Origin of the sequence: Paenibacillus mellifer (genome assembly GCF_023195895.1) — a bacterium.
Lineage (GTDB): Bacteria > Bacillota > Bacilli > Paenibacillales > Paenibacillaceae > Fontibacillus > Fontibacillus mellifer.
This window is the reverse complement of the sequence record NZ_JALPRK010000009.1, coordinates 123,731-145,712: the sequence shown is the minus strand read 5'-3', so window position 1 is coordinate 145,712 and position 21,982 is coordinate 123,731. Positions and strand designations below refer to the sequence as shown.

At 57.0% G+C, this 21,982-nt stretch carries 15 protein-coding genes; all 15 read left to right on the top strand.

Annotated elements, in window-relative coordinates:
- The first annotated feature begins 47 nt into the window (after nt 1-47).
- The 15 genes from addB to M0651_RS11955 all read left to right on the top strand — a co-directional run bounded on the left by addB (nt 48) and on the right by M0651_RS11955 (nt 21,943).
- On the top strand, nt 48-3,590 hold the full coding sequence (gene addB, locus M0651_RS12025; protein ID WP_248551981.1) for a helicase-exonuclease AddAB subunit AddB: 3,543 nt from the start codon (nt 48-50) through the stop codon (nt 3,588-3,590).
- Nucleotides 3,587-7,606 (top strand): helicase-exonuclease AddAB subunit AddA, encoded by a 4,020-nt coding sequence (addA, locus tag M0651_RS12020; protein ID WP_248551980.1) that lies wholly within the window; start codon nt 3,587-3,589, stop codon nt 7,604-7,606. Before addB ends, addA begins: the two co-directional genes overlap by 4 nt.
- Before the next feature lie 339 nt (nt 7,607-7,945).
- Nucleotides 7,946-9,145: an exonuclease SbcCD subunit D gene (locus M0651_RS12015; RefSeq protein ID WP_248551979.1), complete on the top strand. Its 1,200-nt coding sequence runs from the start codon at nt 7,946-7,948 to the stop codon at nt 9,143-9,145.
- On the top strand, nt 9,145-12,585 hold the full coding sequence (locus M0651_RS12010) for an AAA family ATPase (protein ID WP_248551978.1): 3,441 nt from the start codon (nt 9,145-9,147) through the stop codon (nt 12,583-12,585). Before M0651_RS12015 ends, M0651_RS12010 begins: the two co-directional genes overlap by 1 nt.
- Nucleotides 12,586-12,611: 26 nt before the next feature.
- A complete protein-coding gene (locus M0651_RS12005) occupies nt 12,612-13,322 on the top strand; it encodes a response regulator transcription factor (RefSeq protein WP_248551977.1) in 711 nt (236 codons plus the stop codon).
- 3 nt (nt 13,323-13,325) lie between these two features.
- Nucleotides 13,326-14,438, top strand: a complete 1,113-nt coding sequence (locus M0651_RS12000) for a sensor histidine kinase (protein WP_248551976.1) — start codon at nt 13,326-13,328, stop codon at nt 14,436-14,438.
- A 141-nt stretch (nt 14,439-14,579) separates the two neighbouring features.
- Nucleotides 14,580-15,515 (top strand): ABC transporter ATP-binding protein, encoded by a 936-nt coding sequence (locus M0651_RS11995; RefSeq protein ID WP_248551975.1) that lies wholly within the window; start codon nt 14,580-14,582, stop codon nt 15,513-15,515.
- A 45-nt stretch (nt 15,516-15,560) separates the two neighbouring features.
- Nucleotides 15,561-16,694 (top strand): ABC transporter permease, encoded by a 1,134-nt coding sequence (locus M0651_RS11990; RefSeq protein WP_248551974.1) that lies wholly within the window; start codon nt 15,561-15,563, stop codon nt 16,692-16,694.
- Between the two features lies 1 nt (nt 16,695).
- Nucleotides 16,696-17,850: an ABC transporter permease gene (locus M0651_RS11985; RefSeq protein WP_248551973.1), complete on the top strand. Its 1,155-nt coding sequence runs from the start codon at nt 16,696-16,698 to the stop codon at nt 17,848-17,850.
- Between the two features lie 330 nt (nt 17,851-18,180).
- Nucleotides 18,181-18,546 carry a histidine triad nucleotide-binding protein gene (locus M0651_RS11980; protein WP_248551972.1) on the top strand — a complete coding sequence of 122 codons (366 nt, stop codon included), beginning with the start codon at nt 18,181-18,183 and terminating at the stop codon, nt 18,544-18,546.
- A gap of 131 nt (nt 18,547-18,677) precedes the next feature.
- Nucleotides 18,678-18,851, top strand: a complete 174-nt coding sequence (rpsU, locus tag M0651_RS11975) for a 30S ribosomal protein S21 (RefSeq protein ID WP_005547957.1) — start codon at nt 18,678-18,680, stop codon at nt 18,849-18,851.
- A 16-nt stretch (nt 18,852-18,867) separates the two neighbouring features.
- Nucleotides 18,868-19,311, top strand: a complete 444-nt coding sequence (locus tag M0651_RS11970; RefSeq protein ID WP_248551971.1) for a GatB/YqeY domain-containing protein — start codon at nt 18,868-18,870, stop codon at nt 19,309-19,311.
- A gap of 181 nt (nt 19,312-19,492) precedes the next feature.
- Nucleotides 19,493-19,780: a sporulation protein YqfC gene (gene yqfC, locus M0651_RS11965; RefSeq protein ID WP_248551970.1), complete on the top strand. Its 288-nt coding sequence runs from the start codon at nt 19,493-19,495 to the stop codon at nt 19,778-19,780.
- A gap of 3 nt (nt 19,781-19,783) precedes the next feature.
- A complete protein-coding gene (yqfD, locus tag M0651_RS11960; RefSeq protein ID WP_248551969.1) occupies nt 19,784-20,965 on the top strand; it encodes a sporulation protein YqfD in 1,182 nt (393 codons plus the stop codon).
- A 6-nt stretch (nt 20,966-20,971) separates the two neighbouring features.
- A complete protein-coding gene (locus tag M0651_RS11955; protein WP_248551968.1) occupies nt 20,972-21,943 on the top strand; it encodes a PhoH family protein in 972 nt (323 codons plus the stop codon).
- The last annotated feature ends 39 nt before the right edge of the window (nt 21,944-21,982 follow it).

Below are 21,982 nucleotides of genomic sequence, written 5' to 3'. Positions count from 1 at the left end.
ATGTTATACTGGAAACTAACGAATTGTCCGTGGTAGGAGGTACTTTCATGTCTTTACAGTTCATACTTGGCCGCTCCGGCAGCGGTAAAACCAGCCTCATTCTCGACCGAGTAACCGCTGCGCTGCGCGAGCATCCGACCGGTCCGCCGCTCATCATCTTGACCCCGGAGCAAGGCACCTTCCAAATCGAACAGCGAATCGCCACCGCCCCCGGACTTCGCGGAACTGTCCGCACTCAGGTGCTGGGCTTTCGCCGCCTGGCGCTGCGCGTTATGCAGGAAACCGGCGGTGCTGCGCTTGTGCCAATCGATGACGAAGGCAAAAAAATGCTGCTGTACAAGCTCATGCGCCGACGGAAAGGCGAGCTAAAGCTGTTTGGGCACGGCGGGGATCAGCTCGGACTAATCGATCGGATCGCCGGACTGTATACGGAAATGAAGAAATATAACGTGGATTTCCCGGCTTTACAGGAGCACTATCGCCTTCTGGAACAAACCGAAGGAGAGTCCCCATTACTGAAGGATAAAATGCACGATCTTAGCCTGCTGTTCGCCGAATTCGACGAGGAGCTGTCCCGCTTGTATATCGACAACGAAGACCATGTGGTCAAGTTGGCGCAGGGGGCCGCGGAATCGGCTTATTTGCAGGGAGCAGAGATATGGATTGACGGATTCCACACGTTTACCCCGCAGGAATACACGGCGATCATCGCACTGCTCAAGGCAGCCGCGTCTGTCACAATCTCGTTGACGCTCGATCGCACCTACAGTGACGGAACGTTGCCGCATGAATTAAATCTGTTCCACACTCCCGCGTCTGCCTTCGTCAAACTGAGCCAATTGGCTGCGGAAGCGGGGATCGAGGTCCAGCCAGCCGAGCTGCTGGAGGAGCGTCCGTTCCCACGCTTTCGGGAGAGCGAGACGCTTTCGTATCTGGAGTTGGCTTACGAGCGGCGTACCCCGTGGCCTCAAGCAACTCCGCCGCAAGATCTGGGACGGGCTTTGTCTTTACATCGGGCGGCCAGCCGGCGTGCCGAGGTCGAAGGCACCGCGCGCGAGATGGTGCGCTTAGCCAGGGAAGAAGGAACACGCTGGCGGGATATGGCGCTGCTGGTGCGTAATCTGGGGGATTACGAAGAGCTGCTCGCTCCGACGATGGAAGCCTACGGGATCCCATATTTTCTGGACCAGAAGACAAGCCTGCTGTTTCACCCGATGGTTGAATTTATCCGGGCGGCGCTGGACGTCGTGCTCGGATTCTGGAAATACGAAGACGTATTCCGCTGTGTAAAGAGCGAATTTCTTCTACCGCTGGACGGCAGCTTAACGCGCGAACATATGGATAGGCTGGAGAATTATGCGCTGGCGAGCGGCATCCAAGGCTACCGTTGGTTCGACGGACGGCCGTGGAAGTCCGCGCCAAGCCTGTCGCTCGAGCAGGATGATCAAACGGCGGCTTCGGCTAAAGCACTGGAGCAGCTGGAACTGCTAGAGCGGTGCCGCGTTGCGGTTGCAGGTCCTTTATCGGCGTTCGAGAAAGAAATCCGTAAAGCGAAAAACGCCGCGGATATGTGTGCAGCAGTTTATCAATTGCTGGAGAGCGTAGAGGCGGCTCAGCGCCTCGATGTGCTGGCGCACAAGACGGTGCGCGAAGGCAAACCTCGCCAGGCAATGGAGCATCGCCAATTATGGGGTGCGGTCCTGGACGTGTTGGACCAGATCGTAGAAATGATGGGGGACGAGTCACTGGAGTTGGAGCTGTTTGCCGGGGTTTTGGATACCGGGCTCAAGGAGCTGAAGGTATCGCTGGTGCCGCCTTCGCTCGACCAGGTGCTGATCGGGAGTACCGAACGTACGCGTTCGGGGCAGGTCAAGCATCTGTTCCTGCTCGGCATCAACGAGGGAATTATGCCGGCGAACCTGCAGGAGGAAGGCGTACTCAGCGAGCAAGAGCGGCAGCGACTGGTGGAAATCGGCTTACAGCTCGCCCCGGGGCTTGCCCGCAAGTTGTTGGATGAACGATTCCTCGTGTACGAGGCGCTGTCAGGGGCGAGCAGCTCGCTTTGGCTTAGCTATCCAGCTGCGGACGGGGAAGGCGGCGCGCTTCTACCGTCCGAGGTCATCCGACATGTGAAACGGATCTTCCCGGGACTTCAGGAGCGGTCGCTTGCCTTAGCACCGGGACCTGTCGGCGGACTGGACGACCAAGCTGCTTGGCAACTGGAGTTTGTCTCGCGGCCAGGGCCCGCGCTCAGCGCTTTGATCGGTCAGCTGCGGCGATGGAAAGCGGGAGAGTCCATTTCGCCGTTATGGTGGCGCGTGCTCGAATGGTACAAGACCCAACCGGAATGGGAGGGCAAGGCATCGCGTTTGCTCACTTCACTGGATTATCGAAACCGGGTGCGCGGCTTGACACCGGCAACCAGCAGGCGGTTATACGGCAAGCGGCTGCGGACGAGCGTGTCGCGGATGGAGCAGTTCTCGGCTTGTCCGTTCGCACATTTCGCTTCCCATGGACTGAAGCTGAAGGAACGTCAGCTTTACCGGTTGCAAGCTCCGGACATAGGGCAGCTGTTCCATGCTGCGCTCAGTCAGATGGCGATCACCTTCAAAGCGCAAAACCGCAGTTGGGGCAGTCTCTCACCGGAGGAAGCGATTCAAGCGGCAAATACGGCGGTTGATGAACTCGCGCCGAAGCTACAAGGCGAAATCCTGTTAAGCTCCAAGCGTTACGGGTATATCTCTCGCAAGCTCAAAGCCATCGTCGGCCGTGCTTCGCTGATCCTTGGCGAGCAAGCGCGGCGCGGCAGCTTCGAGCCTGTGGGTCTGGAGCTGGATTTCGGACCGGGGCGGTCGCTGCCTCCACTGACGTTCGAGTTGCCTAACGGCTGCGTCATGGAAATCGTTGGCCGGATTGACCGGGTCGATATGGCGGAAGGGGAACAAGGCTTACTGCTGCGGGTCATCGATTACAAATCGAGCCAGACCGATCTGAAGCTGCATGAGGTGTATTACGGCTTGTCGCTGCAAATGCTCACCTACCTGGATGTCTTGCTGTCCTCGGCGGAAGCCTGGTTAGGCGAGCCTGCACTTCCGGCAGGCACGCTGTACTTCCACGTGCACAATCCGCTGCTGCAGAGCAGCAACGGCATGAGTGCGGAGCAGGCGCAGCAAGAACTGTTGAAGCGGTTCAAAATGAAAGGCCTGCTGCTGGCAGACCGGGATGTGATCGCGAAAATGGACGCCCAGCTGGAAAAAGGGTATTCGGAGATTATCCCCGTCGCGCTTAAGGCGGACGGTGGTTTTTACAGCAGCGCTTCTGTGGCGACGCCGGATCAGTGGGATACGCTGCTCGGTTCCGTACGGCAGACGATCACCGAAATCGGCACCCGCATTACCGAGGGGGACGTGCAGATTGCCCCTTACCGACTTGGGATGGAGACGGCTTGTACGTTTTGTCCTTACAAACCGGTGTGCCGGTTCGAGGAGTCGCTGGACGGTAATGCGTACCACGTGCTCGGCAAGCCGGGCAAAAACGAGATTTGGCAGCTCCTTGGACAGGAGAGCGGAAAGGAGACGAACCCTTCATGACGACCACGATGAAACCCAAACCGGCCGGCAGTTATTGGAGTGACGACCAATGGCGGGCGATTGCCCTGTCCGGCAGCGATATGCTGGTGGCGGCAGCGGCCGGCTCCGGCAAGACGGCGGTACTCGTCGAACGAATCATCCGCAAGTTGACGGATCGCGAGCAGCCGCTGAGCGTGGACCGGCTGTTGGTGGCTACGTTCACCAAAGCGGCGGCCGCGGAGATGCGGGGACGGATCACGGAAGCGCTCGAAAAGGAGCTGGTCAAGGATTCGAACAATGAGTATTTGAATCGTCAGTTGGCCATGTTGGGGCGGGCTTCGATCACGACGCTCCACTCCTTCTGTATGGAGGTTATCCAGCGTTACTATACGTTGATTCCGCTGGATCCGGGCTTCCGGATCGCTTCGGAAAGTGAAACGTCGCTCCTGCGGCAAGAGGTGCTGGAGGAGCTGCTCGAGGACAAATACGGCAGCGAACCGGCGGACAGCCCGTTCGTCAAGCTGGTCGATCAGTTTGGCGGAGAGCGCAGCGATGCGGCCGTGTTTACGCTGGTACAGCGGCTTTACGATTTCTCCCGCAGCCATCCTTGGCCGGATCATTGGCTGCAGGAAGCGTCCTCGGCTTTTTTGGCTCCGGATTTAGACGCTTTAGAGGAGAGCGCATGGGTCCAAAGCCTGTTAGCCGATACGGCATTGGCGCTCGGAGGCGCGATGAGCCTGCTGTCGCAAGCGAAGGCGCTGGCGTTGTCCCCGGGAGGACCCGAGCCCTACGCCGTGTCATTGGAGGAAGACCTTAACGTTGTTCAGTTTCTGCAAGAAGCGGTGGCAAGCGGCAGCTGGGCTTCGCTGTACGACGTGTTCCAGGGGGCGAGCTTCGGCAAGCTGAAGCCGGTGAAGAAAGATCAGACCGATCCGGGTATCCAGGAGCGAGTTAAAGCGCTGCGGGAAGATGCGAAGAAGACCTTCGCCGAATTGCGCTCTCAGCTGTACGGGCGGCCGGCGGAGTCATTTTTGCGGGAGATGCATGACATGGCTCCGTTGCTTGGCGCACTATCCGGTTTAGTCAGTGAATTTGGGGAACGTTACCGGCTGCATAAAGTCTCCAAAGGCTGGCTCGATTTCTCCGATCTGGAGCATTACTGTCTGCAGATTTTACGGCATCCGGATTCGGAGCCGGGCGAGCTTCGGCCGTCCGACGCCGCTCTGGAATACCGTCAGCAGTTCGATGAGGTGCTGTTGGACGAATACCAGGATACCAATACCGTGCAGGAGACGATCGTACGGCTGATCTCCCGGGAGAAACCGGGCAACCGGTTTATGGTCGGTGACGTGAAGCAGAGTATTTACCGCTTCCGTTTGGCCGAGCCCGGATTGTTCCTGGAGAAATATCGGACCTATGGGGATGATTTTGCCGGGGCCGGGCTGCGTATCGATTTAGCCAGGAACTTTCGCAGTCGGCGCGAGGTCGTCGACGCGGTGAATTTACTGTTCCGGCAAATCATGAACGAAAGTGTGGCGGAAATTTCTTACGATCCCCGCGCTGAACTGGTGTATGGGGAGGGTTTTCCACCGGAGGCTACAGAGGATTATCGCCCCGAGTTATTGCTGATTGATCGCGACGCGGGTTCGGGAGGAAGTTCGGAGTCATCCGACCGCGGAGACGGCGAAACGACGGAAGGCGAAGGCGGAGAAGAGGAAGATGAGGCCGCGTTGATTGAAGCGGTGCGACTGGAGGCCCGTGCGATTGCCGCCCGTATCCGCGGGATGCTGGGGGAAGGCAGCGAACCGCTGCGCATTTATGATAAACAGCATCAGGCGATGCGTCCGGTGACTTTCCGGGACATGGTGATTTTGCTGCGTTCAACGCTTACCTGGGCGCCGGCCATGATTGAGGAACTTCGGGTGGAAGGGATCCCGGCGTACGGTGAACTGAGCCAGGGGTATTTTCAGGCTTCTGAGGTTGAAACGATGCTGTCGCTCTTGCAGGTCATTGATAACCCGCTGCAGGATATTCCGCTGGCGGCGGTGCTGCGCTCCCCGCTCTACGATTTCTCCGAGGAGGAGCTGGCGGACATCCGCCTCGCTTCTTCTGGCGGCCGATATTATGAGGCGGTATTAGCGAGAGCTGCCGCCGGGAATGCGGAGAGATCGCCGGAAGGCGGAGACGACCCGATGAGTGAATCCGGGACAGAGTCATTAAACTCGGTGGCTGGGCTTGATCGAGATGCGCTGTCGCTTAAGCTGCAGGCCTTCCTGCGGCAGCTGGAGGCTTGGCGCGGCATGGCCCGAGTCGGGCAACTGGGCGACCTGATTCGGGAGATTTACCGGGAAACCGGTTATCTGGAATGGGTTGGCGGCTTGCCGGGCGGAACTCAACGCCAAAGCAACCTGCAGGCGCTGCTGGACCGCGCGAGACAATTCGAGGTGTCCTCTTCTGCGCCGGGTTTGTTCCGTTTCCTGCGTTACGTGAACCGGCTGCGCGAGAACGGCGGTGATTTCGGCGCACCTGGAGACGCCGGAGAGCAGGGCGACGGCGTTCGCATTATGACGATCCACAAGAGTAAAGGCTTGGAGTTTCCGGTTGTGTTCGTCGCCGGGTTATCCAAGCAGTTTAACCGACAAGACTTGAACGCGCCATTTCTGATGCATAAGGAGATGGGGTTTGGTCCGAAATACGTTGACGCGGATACTCGCGTCAGTTATCCAACGCTGCCGAATCTGGCGATCCGGCGGCGGGCTCAAATGGAGCTCTTAGCAGAGGAAATGCGCGTGTTATACGTGGCGCTAACCCGCCCGAAAGACAAGCTCGTGCTCGTCTCTTCGGTGAAGAACCTCACCAAATCCGTTGAAGCCTGGGGCGGCGCGCTGGAAGCTGGCGGGGAACAGCTGCCGGATTATTTGCTGGCGCGAGGTCGCTGTTACCTCGACTGGATTGGTCCGGCCTTGATCCGCCACCCGAGTACACGGGAGCTTCGGCAGTTCGCCGGGCTGCCGGAAACGGGCTCCGCCCTGATGGCGGACAGCCCATCCGAGTGGAACGTCGCGTTTATTTACGCTCGTGCGGCAGGGCAGACCGGCGGAGCGGAAGCGGCGGCCACCGCGGAGCATGCGGCGGATCCGGCGCAAATCAAGGCGCTGCTTAAAGGGGGACCAGTAGCGGTCCAGCCGGAGGCGGCGGACGATTCAGAGGTCGCTGCGCTGAAAGAAGCGGTGGAGACTCGGCTAAGCTGGACATATCCTTATGCCTCAGCCAGCCGGATTGCCGCCAAAACCTCGGTGACGGAGATGAAGGCATTGCTTGCGATGCCAGAGGAACCGGCGCGCGACGTTTTCGCCGAAGCGGAGATGGCGCGCGAACGGGAGCAGGCGGAGGCGGCGGAGCAGCCCGAGTTCAAGCTGCATCTGCGGCGGCCGCGGTTTATGGAGCAGCGCAAGCTGACGCCAACCGAACGCGGGGTGGCGTACCATACGCTGATGCAGCATCTGCCGTTTGACGCGGAGCCGGGAATCGCTGTGGTTCAAGCGACGTTGACCGGACTCGTCGAGCGGCGGATCATGACCGCCGAGCAGGCAGCTGCAATCGACGCGGAGAACATCGCGAGATTGCTGGTAAGCCCGCTGGGCGAGCTGCTGCGGCAGGCGGACTGGGTGAAGCGAGAAATGCCGTTCAGCTATGGGCTGCCCGCGGCGGAAGCTTCGCCGCAGCTTGGAGGCCTGGAGGCTGGGGTTGATGCTCCGACAGGAACTCCGGCAGGCGCGGCAATCCGGGAGCTGGATGGGGAGATTGTGCTAATCCAGGGGATCGTGGACTGTCTCTTCGCCGTGGATGGCAAAGTGTACCTGCTTGACTATAAAAGCGACCGGGTGCTGGAGCATCGCGGCGGCACGGCAGCGCTGGCTGAATCGTATCGGTTCCAGCTGGAGCTGTACGCCAAAGCGGTCGAAGAAATCACCGGCGCGGCGGTTGATGAGAAGTGGCTGTATTTCTTCGATGGCGGTCAAGCGGTGAAGCTGTAAGAGAACTCTCCCTCGCAAATAGAGTGATATGATATTCTTATTTTGGGCATTTCTGGCGATGAAGCGAATATAGCGATATAAAATCGTCTTATTCCCCACCTAAATAGACCGATCGGGTTGTTTACAGGGGAATAGCGTGATTTGATCATCCTATTTTTGCGATAAAGCTTGGATTTGCCGGAATAGCGATACAATATCACTCTATTTAATTCTTTGGGGAAGCGAATAAAGGGAGAGCTTCGGGTTAATAGAGGTTCTCAATCTATGAGTCTATGAAATTTATGAAACTAGGATGTTGAAACGCCGGCGTACGTTGCCGGGATCAAGGGGGAGAAACGGATGCGTATATTACATACGGGCGATTGGCATTTGGGACGTACGCTGGAGGGACGCAGCCGTCTTGCAGAGCAGGAGGCGTTCTTGGACGAGCTGGTGTGGATGGTGAAGGAGCAGCAGGTCGATCTCGTCCTGATGGCGGGCGACGTCTATGACAGCGTGAACCCGCCGGCCGCGGCGGAGGGAATGTTCTACGAAGCGGCGGCACGGCTGACGGAGACCGGCTGCCATTTGGCGGTGATCGCCGGCAATCACGACCAGCCGGAGCGAGTGGCCGCGGTGTCGCCGCTGGTCGCACGCCGGGGCATTTCGCTGGTAGGACTGCCCGTCCCCGAAGCGATCACCGTCCCTGTTGCTCGTACCGGAGAGAAGGCGATCATCGCCGCGTTGCCTTATCCGTCGGAAGCCCGCTTGTCCGAGCTGCTTGCGGGGGATGCGGACGAGTCCGAGCTGCGGCTCGCCTACAGCGCTAAGGTGGGGCTGCTCATGCGGCAGTTGGCGGGCGGATTCCGTCCGGACACGGTTAATCTCGCAATGAGCCATATTTATGTGCTCGGCGGAGTGGAGTCCGACTCCGAACGGCCGATCCAGGTTGGCGGCGCTTATACCGTTGACCCGTCTGCGCTCGACGTAGGCGCGCAATATACGGCGCTGGGCCATCTGCACCGGCCGCAGGCGGTCAAAGGCGGCGGATTGACTCGGTACAGCGGATCGCCGTTGGCGTATTCTTTTTCCGAGGCGGGACAAGCCAAGTCGGTGATGCTGCTGGACGTTGCGCCCGGCAAAGAGCCGATCCTGGAAGAGCTGTTTCTGAGCAGCGGACGGCCGTTGGTCCGTTGGAGCTGCCGGGGCGGACTGACGGAAGCGTATCGCTGGCTGGAGGAGGGCAGGGACGCCAATGCATTTATCGACCTCGAACTCAGCTTAACCGAAGCGATGTCGTTGGGAGATATTCAGGCGCTGCGCAAAGCTCATGAGGGTATCGTGCATATTCGTCCGGTGTACCCCGGACGGGAGCTGGAGGAGGACGAGCTGACGTCCCGTGCGAGCGTGCCTGTGCATGAGCTGTTCCGGAAGTTCTATCACCGTCAGACCGGCGGGGCTGAGCCGGAGGAGGAGCTGGTGGAGCTGTTTATGTCGCTTGTCTCCGAGGAAGCGGACGAGGCTCCCGACGATGATGAAGTTGCGGAGGGGGGAAGCTGATGAAACCGATTACACTGAAATTAGCCGGGCTGCAAAGCTACCGCGAGCCGCAGACGATCGATTTTACGGAGTTGTGTGAGACAGGGTTGTTTGGCATTTTTGGGCCAACGGGCAGCGGGAAGTCGACGATTTTGGACGCGATCACGCTGGCGCTGTACGGCAAGGTCGGCCGGGCATCCGGCGGAACCCAAGGCATCATGAATCATTCGGAGGACACGTTGTTCGTGGCATTTACGTTCGAGCTGAACTCCGCCGCCGGCACGGAGCGCTACCGAGTGGAACGGCGTTTTAAGCGGCAAGGTGAATTGTCGGTAAGCAATACGATCAGCCGGTTTATCGAAGTTCTACCCGAAGGGGAAAAGGTCATCGCCGACAAGCTCGCCGACGTCACGCGTTGTGTGGAGCAGAAGCTTGGCCTTAAGATGGACGATTTCACCCGCGCAGTCGTGTTGCCCCAAGGTAAATTCGCTGAATTTCTGTCCTTGAAAGGAGCGGACCGCCGGGCGATGCTGCAGCGGTTGTTCCATCTGGAGAAATACGGCGACTTGCTGGGACAGAAGCTGACGCGTAAGGTACGGGCCAACGAGCAGCGCCGCGCCGAGGTGGCCGCCGAGCAGCAAGGCCTCGGCAACGCCTCCGTCGAGGCGCTGGAACAAGCGGCGGCTGCGGCACGCGAAGCCGCGGAGCAGGCCGCCGAGCGGCGCCGCGAGCTGCAGCAAGCGCAGCAGCGCTACGACCAGCTCGCCAAGGTGCGCGAGCTGGCGGTGGAGCGCGCCGAGCGCGCGGCGCAGCTTGAGGCGCTGCGCGCGCAAGGCGGCGAGGTCGCCGCGCTGGAAGCGAAGCTGGCGCGCGGAGGCGCCGCCGAGGCGCTCAGGCCGGTGCTCACGGCCTGGAAAGAGGCGCAGCGCGCCGCTACAGAGCGCGCGCAGCAGGCGGCCGAGGCCGAGCAGGCGGCCCGGGCCGCTGCGGCGGCTGCCGCTGAGGCCAGCGCGGCCGCTGCAGCCGCCGCCGCAGCGCTCGGCCGCGAAGAGCCGGCGCTGCTCGTGCGGCTCGAGCAGCTGGAGCAGGCTCGCGGCCTGCAGGAAGAGGCCGCACGCCTCGGCGCCGAGCTGCAGCGGCTCGCGGCGCAGCGCGCGGAAGGCGCGCAGCGCAAGCAGAACCTCGCCGAGCAGACGGCGAAGGAGGAGCAGCTGCTGGCCAAGGCGCAAACGCGCCAGCGGGAGCTGGAGCAGCAGCTGAAGGAGGCGGAGGTCAAAGCCGGGGAGCGCCATCTGGCGCAAGCCGCCGTGCAGCTGGCCCAACAGTTGACCACGCTGCAAGAGCAGCTCGCCGTTGCGGAGTCCGAAGAGGCGGCCGGGCGTTCGAACCTGCAGCAGGCAACGTCCAAGCTGGAGCAAATCGCCGCGGAGGTCACCGCCGTGCAGCAGTCCGGGCATATCCTTGCGGGGCAGCTCGCGGAAACCGTCGGACAGCTGGCGGCTTTGGAGGATGAAGTATGGCGATATGCCAGCGAGCTTACAGGGGACGAAACGACGTTGCGCCAAGCGCTTAAAACCCGCGAACGCCACCTGTGGGCGGCCCGGCTGGCTGAGCAGTTGCACAGCGGCGAGCCTTGCCCCGTGTGCGGCTCGGCGCACCACCCGGCACCGACGCAGGCCGATGCCGATAAGGCGGCCGGCGGCGAAGCGGAGCTTGAGGCGCTTGCCACCTTGATCGCGGAGGCCCGCGAGCTGCAGTTCGCCGTCTCCCGCGACCGGGACGCTTGCGGCGCGTTGCTGCAAGTGCTTGGCCGTGACGGCGGCGAACCGGCCTCTGCGGCCGCAACGCTCGCCGCAGCTCGCGAAGCCGCCGCTACCGCCGAGGCGCCCGCGCCGGACGAAGCCGCGCCGGCCCCTGCCGGCTTGGCGGCCCGCCAGCGGCAGGCCGCGGCGCTGGGCGAGCGGCACGCCGCTTGCCGCCGCCGGCTGGAGGCGCTGCAGCAGGACGGCCGCGCCGCGCAAAGCGCGCAGGCGGCCTTGCAGCCGGAGCGTACCGCCGCCGAAGCTGCCGCGGCAACGGCCTCTGGGCTGATGGAGCAGGCCGCGGCGCGCAGAGCACAACACCGCGAAGCTCTCGCGGCCAAACGGCTCGCGTGGGCGGAGCAATACCCGGGCTTCACGCCAGAGGAAGCCGCCCGGCAGATGGAGTCTTTTGCCGCGAAGGATCGCTTAGCGGAAGACCTGCGGGGCCGACTGGCGGTTAGCGTACCGTTTATCGAGGAGAAGACGGCGAAGCTTCAGGCCTTCGCCGGAGAAACGATCGAGTTGGACAAAACCTTGGTGCAGTGGGAAGTCCAAGAACAAAGCAAACAGGAGCTTCTGCGCGAGAAACAGGAAAGGCTGCATACACTGGCTGGAGAACGCCCTGTTGAGGAGCTGCTTTCGGAAGCCAAGGTGCAGCTGACAACCCTTCGCAAACAGGCGGAGAGCAGCCGGGTGCAGCTAACCGAAACTACAGCCCGCAGTCACGAGTTGGCCAAAACGGAGGCGCTTGCCGGTCAAGCGGCAACGGTGGCCCGAGAGCTAGAGTCGGAGCTTCAGGCCCGCTGGCGTGAAGCGCTGACGGCATCGCCTTTCGACGCGGAAACCTCCGTCCTGGACAACCTGCTCGCCCCGGGAGAAGCGGAATCCCTCGCGGGTACGGTACAAAACCACCGCAGCCGCGAACAGGAGCTGGTGATCGGCCTTAGTGAGCTGGACGCCAAGCTGGCGGGACAAACGGTTAGCGATGAGGAATGGCAGCAAAGCGAAGCGGTGCTGACGGCTGCCAAGGAGCAAGATGAGGTTGCCTTGCAACGGAAGGCCCGCGTCGAGCGGGACTGGGAGGACCTGCAGGTCCGCCACGTCCGCTGGCAGGAGCTGGAGACGGTCCGGGGCCAGCTGGAGCAGGAAGCGGGGCTGCTCTCGAAACTGCAGTCCGCGCTGCGCGGTAATGCCTTTGTTGAATACGTGGCGGAGGAGCAACTGATGAACGTCAGCCATGCCGCTTCCCAACGTTTGCGCTTCCTGACGAAGCAGCGATATGCACTGGAGACGGACTCCGGCGGCGGGTTCGTGATCCGCGACGATGCGAGCGGCGGCGTAAAACGTCCGGTAGCAACGCTGTCGGGCGGGGAGACGTTCTTGGCCTCGCTGGCATTAGCGCTAGCTTTGTCAGCGCAAATTCAGTTGCGCGGTCAATATCCACTGCAATTCTTTTTCCTGGATGAAGGCTTTGGGACGCTGGACCCGGAACTGCTGGATACGGTAATCACCTCGCTGGAGCATTTGCATCACGACCATCTCTCAGTGGGTATTATTAGCCATGTCGCCGAGCTGCGGTCGCGGTTGGCCCGTAAGCTAGTCGTTATTCCTGCGGAGACCGGGGGGGCTGGCTCCCGAATTGAGCTGGAACGGCTGTAACGGAACGAACGAAACGGAGGAGCGGCATGAAAATACGGGTGCTGATCGCGGATGATAACTCTTTTATCCGCGAGGGGATGCGGATCATATTAAACAGTTTCGAGGAATTCGAGGTGGCGGAGACGGTACAGGACGGTCAGGAGGCAGTCGATTACTGCCGGCGAAATCCGGTGGATGTCGCGCTGCTAGACGTGCGGATGCCGAACCTGAACGGTGTGGAAGCAACCCGATTGTTGATGGAGGAAGGTCTGGCAAAACCGCTGATCCTAACTACCTTCGACGACGATGAATACATTATGGATGCCATCCGTTTCGGGGCCAAAGGATACTTGCTGAAAAACAATGATCCGGAGCGGATCCGCGATGCGATCAAAAGCGTTCATTACGGCCATAACGTCCTGCAAGACGTTGTGCTGGATAAGCTGAAGCAGTCGTTGACCTCAGGTGCCGTCCTTAGGGAGCCCGTCACGCAGGCGAAGCCGGAACACATGCCGGACGATGTTACTTCGGCTTCGGAAGCATCCGGCCCGCCGCCAATCGATCTGAAGCCGTTCACCGAACGGGAGCTGGAGGTCATGTCGCGAATCGCCAAGGGGTTATCGAACAAGGAAATCGCCAAGGAAATTTTCATTTCCGAAGGAACCGTGGCCAATTACATTACCTCGATCCTGAACAAAACCGGGCTGGAACACCGCACGCAAATCGCGATTTATTATTTGACCGGAAGGACTCGCTAACCTATGGAAAGTTGGAGCATCGGCAAGAGATGGCTTGTGCTTGGCCTTGCGGTCGCCTTGATCTATGCGATGGAACCATCCCCGTCCCCATGGCTGATCTTATTTATCCTGCTTTATTTAGCTTTGGACCTCACGGCGCTCCTGCTTCATAAAACGGCTTATCGGAATGCGATCTACGGGATGATGATCGTATACTGCGCCGGTTGCGCGGTTTACGTCAACCCTGAGTTCGTACTCCTGTTGCCGCCAAACGCCTATGAAACGGCGAGAAGGGTCGCCCCGCGTATTGCCGTCACGGTGCTGCTGGCGATCCCTTTGTTATTCTTGGAGGGGCCGCTTTCAGAAATCTATATGTTTATCGCGGCGATCAGCTTGTTTGACGGGATGTACCTTCGGCATCTATTGCAGCGATTGAATCGGCAGGAGGAGCAGCTTGATCAATTGCGATTGGATCAAGAGAAGCTGCGGAAGCAGCTGCACGGCAATCGGGAATTCATCCGGGCTTCGGAATACACGTATAAGCTGGAGGAACGAAACCGCCTATCCCAGGAACTTCACGATGGCATCGGTCATTCGATGACTGGGGCGTTAATTCAGATGGAGGCCGCCAAACGGGTGCTGCCTACCGATTCGGCAGGAGCGGAAAAACTCCTGAAAAATGCAATTGGGATCTCTCAGGAATCGATTGAGCAAATCCGCCAAACACTCAAGAACATGAAACCTCCGGTGGAGCAGTTAGGGTTTCACCGCTTGAGAAACACCGTAGAGGCCTTCGGCAGCCGTTCTGGACTTCAGACCTCGGTCGTTCACCAAGGGGATCTGGAGAAGATTACGCCGCTTTTCTGGAAGATCATTCACGACAATGTGACGGAGGCGCTGACCAATACGGCCAAATACGGTGAGGCCACCTCTGTTCAGGTTGAAGTTCGGGTGCTTGGCAAATGGATTCAATCCGTCGTGACGGATAATGGTCGAGGGCAGGCCAAAATCGTCAAAGGTATGGGCTTGCTCGGTATGGAGGAACGCACGGCTGCGGTCAACGGCACGGTGATCGCGGATGGGACGCAGGGGTTTAAGGTGACCACCTTGATTCCGTATGTCCCGTCCGGGAAATGAGGAACCTCACCCGGCTTTGGATGGCTCTGGCGACAACATGAACATTTTCATGCGTAAAGGATGAACTTATGCACTGACATAAGGGCATCCTTTTTTTCTACAATAGGGTCAAGAACAAGAAGCAGGAATGGAGAGGTTGCAATGAATGTACTGGAGATTCACGGACTGACAAAAAAATTCGGTGACTTCATCGCGGTTGACAATATGTCCCTATCCGTCAAGGAAGGAGAAATTTTCGGGTTTCTCGGCTCCAATGGCGCCGGCAAGAGCACAACCATTCATCTGGTAGCCTCGCTGCTCCGCCCGACAAGCGGGGAGATCCGAATCCTGGATCAAGATATCCTCAAGCACAGTCGTTTTGCCAAAATGAACCTGGGGATCGTACCGCAGGATTTGGCGATCTATCAGGATATGACTGCTTATGAGAACGTGAAGTTCTTCGCCGGGCTGTACGGCTTGCGGGGAGCGGAACTCAAAGACCGGGCAGAGGAAGCGCTCCGATTTGTCGGTTTGGAGGATAAAGCAAAGAGCTTTCCAAAGAACTTCTCCGGCGGGATGAAACGTCGGCTTAACATCGCTTGCGCCATCGCTCACCGGCCGAAGCTGATCATCATGGATGAACCAACGGTTGGTATCGACCCGCAATCGCGAAACTACATTCTGACGTCCGTACGCAAGCTGAATGAAATGGGCTGCACGATCATTTATACCAGCCATTACATGGAGGAAGTTGAGGAAATCTGCTCCCGAATTGCCATCATTGATCATGGGAAGATCATCGCTGACGGCACGAAAGAGCAGCTGATCGCCACGATTACCGATGTGAAGGAAGTGCGCATTGAACTGAAACAGCAGGGCGAGGTTTTTCTAGAACTCATTCGAACGATCCCCGGGGTACGCAGCCTTACGGCAAAGGAAGAAGAGATTCGCATTTACAGTGATCTGTCGGTCGATAACCTGAGCGGTATCTTGAAACGGTTGATCGACGGCGGGGCGGTGATCCGTTCCGTCGAGGAGCAGGAACCGAATCTGGAGACGGTGTTCCTGACGCTAACCGGACGCAATTTGCGGGACTAGGACGACAGTCGGTACATCGGATCGTTTAGGAAGGAGATCAGAAGAATGAATACATTATCCATCGCGCTCAAGGAGCTCAAGAGGGAGACGCGCAACCGTTGGACGCTTGTGTTCATGCTGGCGTTTCCAATCGTGCTTATGTTGATTCTGGGCACGGCCCTGTCGAATGCCTTCGGAGGTACGGCCCAGGTGGGGGATATCCGCGTGCTGGTTAGGGATAGCGGTGAAAATCCGGCTTTAACCGAGGCTTTTGGAGTCTTTGCCAAAGAAACTTCCGGCATGGGGTTATCGTTTGAGCCGCTCCCAACCGAGATGGACGGTCGGTCTGAGGTTGAGAAGGGCCATTACGACGAATTCGTTGAATTAGGAAGTCATGGCATGTCGCTGTATTTAAGCGGCCGGAATGCGATTCAGAGCAATGTCGTGCAAGGCATGATGGCGGCCTTTGCGGAGCAATACAATGCGATTCTAGCCATTGAGAAGAATGCACCGGGCAAGGCAGCCGCAACTATGGCCGCAGGTTCGGTGAAAACGCGGGATTATATCAAGGAAACATCGATCATGGCCGATCGCCAGCCGGGTTCGCTTGATTATTACGCGTTGGCCATGACCTCCATGATCGCCTTGTGGAGTTCGATTTCCGCCAGCCGGCTGATCTCCGGGGAGATTCGGCAGGGAACCGGCACACGGCTTGCGGCGTCCCCGGTAGGCAAAGGAGAGATTTTCGCTGGTAAGGTGCTGGGCAACTTGGTCATTAATATGTTGTGCGTACTCATCCTCATTTTGTTCAGCAAATACGCCTTTCAGGCTTATTGGGGAGAGCATCTGGCTGCCGTCCTTGCCGTCTTGGGCTCGGAGGTCGTTATGGGCGTCAGTCTAGGTCTGGCCGTAAGCTATGTCTTGAAAGATGCGGCTACGCAGGGCTTACTCATGATCCTGACTCAGGTGGCGTCATTTTTCGGCGGAGCTTATTTTCCAATGGGGGCGGATGAAGACTTGGGTGTCATCGGTTATGCGGCGAACCTATCGCCGATCCGGTGGGCTAACGTAGCGATCACACGGATTATCTATAACGATCAGGTATCGGTGATGTGGCCGGTCGTGGCTTTAAACTTGAGTATCGCCGTCGCCTTGTTGGCTGCGGCAGCGTGGATGATGCGACGTAAGGAGGGGTTGTAATATGATCAAGGACATTTGGTGGCTCGCCTCCCATATCTTGCGGACGACGTTTCGTAAACGCAATAATTTGATGTTGTATGTTGGTTTGCCACTGGCTGGAATCTTGTTAACGATGCTGATGTACGGCAACGTCGGAGACAGCGGGTTGCGGGTCGGCGTTGTGAATCAGGACGGGAATGAGATCATCGCTGCCGATACGGTTCAGTTTCTGGAAGGACTGGATCAGATTCGGCTTACGGAAGTGACGGAGACGGAGCTTCGCGAGCAATTGGCGTCCGGGAAGCTGGATAGCGGTCTTGTGTTGGGCAACGGATACTCGCAAAGTGTTCTCGAAGGTGAACCGAATCACATCGGGATTCAGTCGGTCAAAGGGGCGCAGGTCACCGTGTATATGAAAGCGATGCTGTACAATTATACGGGGAATCTGGCGGCGTTTAGCCGAGCGGCCCAAGGGGACGAGACGAAGTATGCTCAGCTTTATGCAGGTTACCAGAACCCCAGCATGAAGCTGACCGTTCAGTCGGCCGATAGCTCTGCGGAGAAGAAGCAGGCGATGACGTATCAAACGATCGGCTTCCTGATCCTGTTTATGATGATGTCGGCGGTGAATTTGTCGGAATTGATTCTGAAAAGCAGGGAGGACCGCACCTTCTTTCGGGTCATATCCTCACCCATTAACGCCAGGAATTTCGTGATCGCCAACATTATCGTCAATTTAGTCGTGATGGCGGTGCAGATTATTTTGACTCTGTTTTTCTTGGAAGAGGTGTTCCGGATCGACACCGGAATTCCGTTCGGACGGATGGCGCTGCTTCTGATGCTGTTCTCATTTGTATCGATCAGCTTGTCGCTTGTCATCGTTGCATTCTCCAAAAACAGCGGCGTCTCCGGGGCATTGCAGAACATTATCGTTACGCCGACTTGTTTGCTCGCGGGATGTTTCTTCCCGAGCGAGATCATGCCTGCGGCGGTACGGCAGATTTCGGAATTCATGCCGCAGCACTGGGTGCTGAAATCGATCGAAACGCTGCAGCAAGGCGAGGGTCTTGCCCGCATCTGGTTTAACCTGTCCGTACTGGCCGCATTCGCTCTGGTCTTCTTCCTGCTAGCGGCCTACAAGATCGGACGCAACAACGACACACGCAATTTCATATAAGGTAGTTCAAAAGTCGTCTTTTGATCATGAAGCGTAACCGATGAAGCGGATTCGACGTCGAATCTTGAATTCAACGTCTAGAAAATAACAATTCAAGTCGTGATGTACATCACAGATACAGTATCACCCCGCTGTTATACTACAGTTAGCCGACATCATATTTGCAAGCACCCCGCCGAACGTATTGGTGACAGAGAGCGTTACGCGATTTTCCGTCCAATACGTCCGTGCGACCAGCCAACTCATTATTGAGGCGGCAGGGTGCTTCTTTTTTTTGCCTATTTTCGGTATGATGAATTTTAGCAAAGAATATGTTTAGGAGGCTTTTCGATGGACAACTGTTTATTTTGCAAGATCGTTGAAGGTTCAATTCCCTCGAACAAGGTTTACGAGGATGAACGCGTTCTCGTTTTTCACGATATTCAGCCGGCGGCTCCGGTCCACGTGCTGATCATTCCTAAGAAGCATATCGCCTCGATGAATGACTTGGCTTCGGAGGATCTTGCCTTGATTAGCGAGATGCACCGAATTGCTCAGGAAACGGCGAAACAGCTCGGTGTTGCAGACAGCGGGTATCGTCTGATCAACAACTGCGGACCCGACAGCGGACAAGCGGTGGCGCATTTACATTACCATCTCATTGGCGGCTCTAAGCTGGGTGCGCTGGTACAATCTTCGGACTCGCACGCGCTCTAGAACTTCTTTTAGAAATTGGAAGAGAAAAATGCGGGCGCTCAGGTTGACACCCTATTTCTCTTTCCCCTATAATGAAGTTTGATGAACCGTGTTATGCTCTTGGACGGTCTGGTCGGAGGGAGGGAAAACTGGTGTCTGAAACTAAAGTTCGCAAAAACGAGACAATTGATGCTGCACTTCGTCGCTTTAAACGTTCCATCGCGAAAGATGGAGTATTGGCTGAGGTGAAGAAACGTAAGCATTATGAAAAGCCAAGCGTAAAGCGCAAGAAAAAGTCCGAGGCTGCTCGTAAGAGAAAGTTTTAGGAGGATTTAATCAGCGATGAATCTTAGCGAGCGATTGAACGAAGATATGAAGCAAGCGATGAAGAGTCAAGACAAGTTCAAGCTCTCCACCATTCGAATGGTTCGTGCTACGATGAAGAATCTTGAAATAGATTTGAAAAGAACTTTGAACGATAATGAAGTGCTTGATATCCTAAGTCGTGAAATCAAACAGCGCAAAGATGCCCTCCAAGAATTTGAGAAAGCGGGTCGTGACGATCTTGCCGAGCAAGTGAAAGCGGAAGCAGAGATCCTTACGGTGTACCTTCCCGAACAGCTAAGCGAAGAAGAAATTAAAGTCATTGTACAGCAGACCATCCAGGAAACCGGTGCTTCTTCGAAAGCCGATATCGGGAAAGTGATGAGCGCGCTGATGCCCAAGGTTAAAGGCCGGGCAGACGGCAAACTCGTAAACCAGACGGTTCAACAGCTTTTGCCATAACTTCGAGAGACAAACACCTTCTACGTGATTCGTAGAAGGTGTTTTTTCATTGTGGTTCATTTCTAGCCCGAGCCAAGGTTGCCAGTCGGAGCAACCTTGGCTTTTTGTTGCGCTTTTCCTTTCTCATAAATCACGACAGGGCCGCATAATTTGTACAGTAGGGGAAGGAGGATTGCCTCATATGAGCCGGTTTGTCCGCAAAATACGCAAATGGACGGTTGATGCGCTCGACCTGCCCAGCGATCTTGTATTCGATTTGCCGAGGCTCACCTTAATTGGAGGTCAGCAGCTCTATATAGAAAATCACCGGGGTGTGGTCCACTTTTCTCCTGAGGTGCTGCATTTGGCCCTAAGCCAAGGTACTTTGGAGGTCGAGGGAAGCGGACTGGTTATTAAAGCCATTATGCCGGAAGAAGTGGTCGTGGAAGGCCGAATTTTCGGCATCAAATATCGAGGAACGGAGGAATGAAACGTGAAATCACCGGCCTTAAGCCAGTTGAGAGGCATCGTTACCATCAGGGTTCGCGGAGGATCGATCGAGCAGCTCGTAAATGAGCTGTCCCGTCAGGGCATCGACATCTGGGATGTCAAGCCCTTACCCGGAGGGCAAATGGATATGAATGTAGCGTTAACCGATTTCTTTCGCCTGCGGCCGCTGTTAAAACGGACAGGCTGCCGAATGTCGGTTCGGGGGCGCTCCGGACTGCCGTTTGTATTAGCTAGAGTATGGAAGAGGAAGGGATTTATCGCCGGATTCGCCTTATTTGTTGCGGCGATTTTTTGTTTATCCTCCCTGGTTTGGGACGTCGAGGTGAAAGGGAATGAGGAAATTGCCGCTCATGACGTCCTTCAGGCGGCGAAGCAGGAGGGCATTTATCCGTTTCAGTGGATTTTTCGTTTGCCGGATCAGGACAAGCTCTCCGCGGAATTGACCCGCAAGCTGCCGGGTACGTCCTGGGTTGGGGTAACTCGCACGGGAACACGGATTACGATCCAGGTGGTCGAGGCAACGAAACCAAAGGATCAACAGTTGGTGAGCCCGAGCCATCTCGTGAGCAAGCATGACGCCGTAATTACGCATATTTACGCGGAGAAGGGTCAGCCGGAGGTCGGTAAGAACGATCGAGTGAAGAAAGGACAAGTGCTGGTATCCGGATTCCAGGGCGGTAAGCCGGTCGTACCTCAAGCGAATATTCGCGGCATTGTCTGGCATGAATACAATATCCAGGTCCCACAGGTTTACAGACAGAAGGTATACACGGGAGAACGGAAGCAGCGGGGATATTTGTATTTTGGCAATACGGCGATACAATTGACCGGTTACGGCATAGTCACCTACGCCCAGTCGGAGACGATGACTGTTCAGGATCCGTTGACATGGCGCGCCTGGAAGCTTCCGATCGGCTGGATGACGGAGAAGGTCATGGAGACGACGGAGTTGGAGCTAAAACGGACAGAAGAACAAGCCAAGCAGGAGGGGATCGAGCGGGCGAAACGTGATATCCTGGCGAAATACGGCACAGATAGCGTCATTATGGATCAAAAAATTTTGCATGAGAAGGCCGACAATGGTAAAGTTTATATAAAAGTGCATTTCGAAGTAGAGCAGAACATTGCGGAAGAAGTGCCGATAGTACATGATCAAGGAGAATGAGGCTATTTGTCGGAACAACTGGTGAACATCAAATTACCGCTGCACAGTGCGGCTGAAGGGCTTTCGTTATTCGGCCCTCAGGACGCGTTTCTGAAGTTAATTGAACAGCAATTGCCGGCAAGTATCGTTCTGCGGGAATCGGAAATTACCATCCGCGGGGAACAACGAGAAGCGGAGAAGGTAGAGCAGTTGTTTGAAGTGTTGCTTGAACTGATCCGGAACGGATACATATTAACCGAACGGGATGTGCTTTACGCCATCGATCTAGCCAAGGACTTCCGTGCGGATCAGCTGCTTGATTTATATAAAGGCGAAATCGCCATAACCTATCGCGGCAAGCCGATACGAGTGAAGACCATTGGCCAGAAGCATTACGTGACGACAATCAAGAAACGAGATGTCGTCTTTGGCGTTGGTCCAGCTGGGACAGGCAAGACGTATTTGGCCGTTGTTTTAGCCATTTCGGCGCTGAAGGAAGGATCGGTCAAACGGATTGTTTTGACGCGTCCGGCGGTTGAAGCGGGAGAGAGTCTTGGGTTCTTGCCGGGCGATCTGCAGGAGAAGGTCGATCCTTATCTGCGTCCGTTGTATGATGCCTTGTATGATGTCATGGGTCCGGAACAAACGGCCAAAGCGTTGGAGCGCGGATTGATTGAGATCGCACCGCTCGCCTACATGCGGGGCCGGACACTGGACGATTCGTTTATTATTCTGGACGAAGCGCAGAACACGACTCCCGAACAAATGAAGATGTTTCTGACTCGGCTTGGATTCGGATCCAAGATGGTCATCACCGGGGATGTGACGCAAATCGATCTCCCGAAAGGGAAAAAGTCCGGGCTGGTGGAAGCGAAGGCCATTTTGAGCGGGATTGAAGAAATCGGGTTCGTCCAATTTGCCGAGTCCGATGTCGTTCGTCATTCGCTCGTACAGAAGATTATTGTGGCGTACGACCGCGCTGCCGAAAACCAAGGGTAAGCTTCCTAGCGACTACAGGGTTTACCATGTTCAGGAGGG

What these genes read in the sequence shown, in the direction of transcription:
- yqfC (WP_248551970.1), top strand. Translation starts at nt 19,493, where the DNA reads ATGAGCCGGTTTGTCCGCAAAATACGCAAATGGACGGTTGATGCGCTC.
- addA (WP_248551980.1), top strand. Translation starts at nt 3,587, where the DNA reads ATGACGACCACGATGAAACCCAAACCGGCCGGCAGTTATTGGAGTGAC.
- M0651_RS12010 (WP_248551978.1), top strand. Translation starts at nt 9,145, where the DNA reads ATGAAACCGATTACACTGAAATTAGCCGGGCTGCAAAGCTACCGCGAG.
- M0651_RS11995 (WP_248551975.1), top strand. Translation starts at nt 14,580, where the DNA reads ATGAATGTACTGGAGATTCACGGACTGACAAAAAAATTCGGTGACTTC.
- M0651_RS12005 (WP_248551977.1), top strand. Translation starts at nt 12,612, where the DNA reads ATGAAAATACGGGTGCTGATCGCGGATGATAACTCTTTTATCCGCGAG.
- M0651_RS11985 (WP_248551973.1), top strand. Translation starts at nt 16,696, where the DNA reads ATGATCAAGGACATTTGGTGGCTCGCCTCCCATATCTTGCGGACGACG.
- M0651_RS12015 (WP_248551979.1), top strand. Translation starts at nt 7,946, where the DNA reads ATGCGTATATTACATACGGGCGATTGGCATTTGGGACGTACGCTGGAG.
- addB (WP_248551981.1), top strand. Translation starts at nt 48, where the DNA reads ATGTCTTTACAGTTCATACTTGGCCGCTCCGGCAGCGGTAAAACCAGC.
- M0651_RS11980 (WP_248551972.1), top strand. Translation starts at nt 18,181, where the DNA reads ATGGACAACTGTTTATTTTGCAAGATCGTTGAAGGTTCAATTCCCTCG.
- M0651_RS12000 (WP_248551976.1), top strand. Translation starts at nt 13,326, where the DNA reads ATGGAAAGTTGGAGCATCGGCAAGAGATGGCTTGTGCTTGGCCTTGCG.
- M0651_RS11990 (WP_248551974.1), top strand. Translation starts at nt 15,561, where the DNA reads ATGAATACATTATCCATCGCGCTCAAGGAGCTCAAGAGGGAGACGCGC.
- M0651_RS11970 (WP_248551971.1), top strand. Translation starts at nt 18,868, where the DNA reads ATGAATCTTAGCGAGCGATTGAACGAAGATATGAAGCAAGCGATGAAG.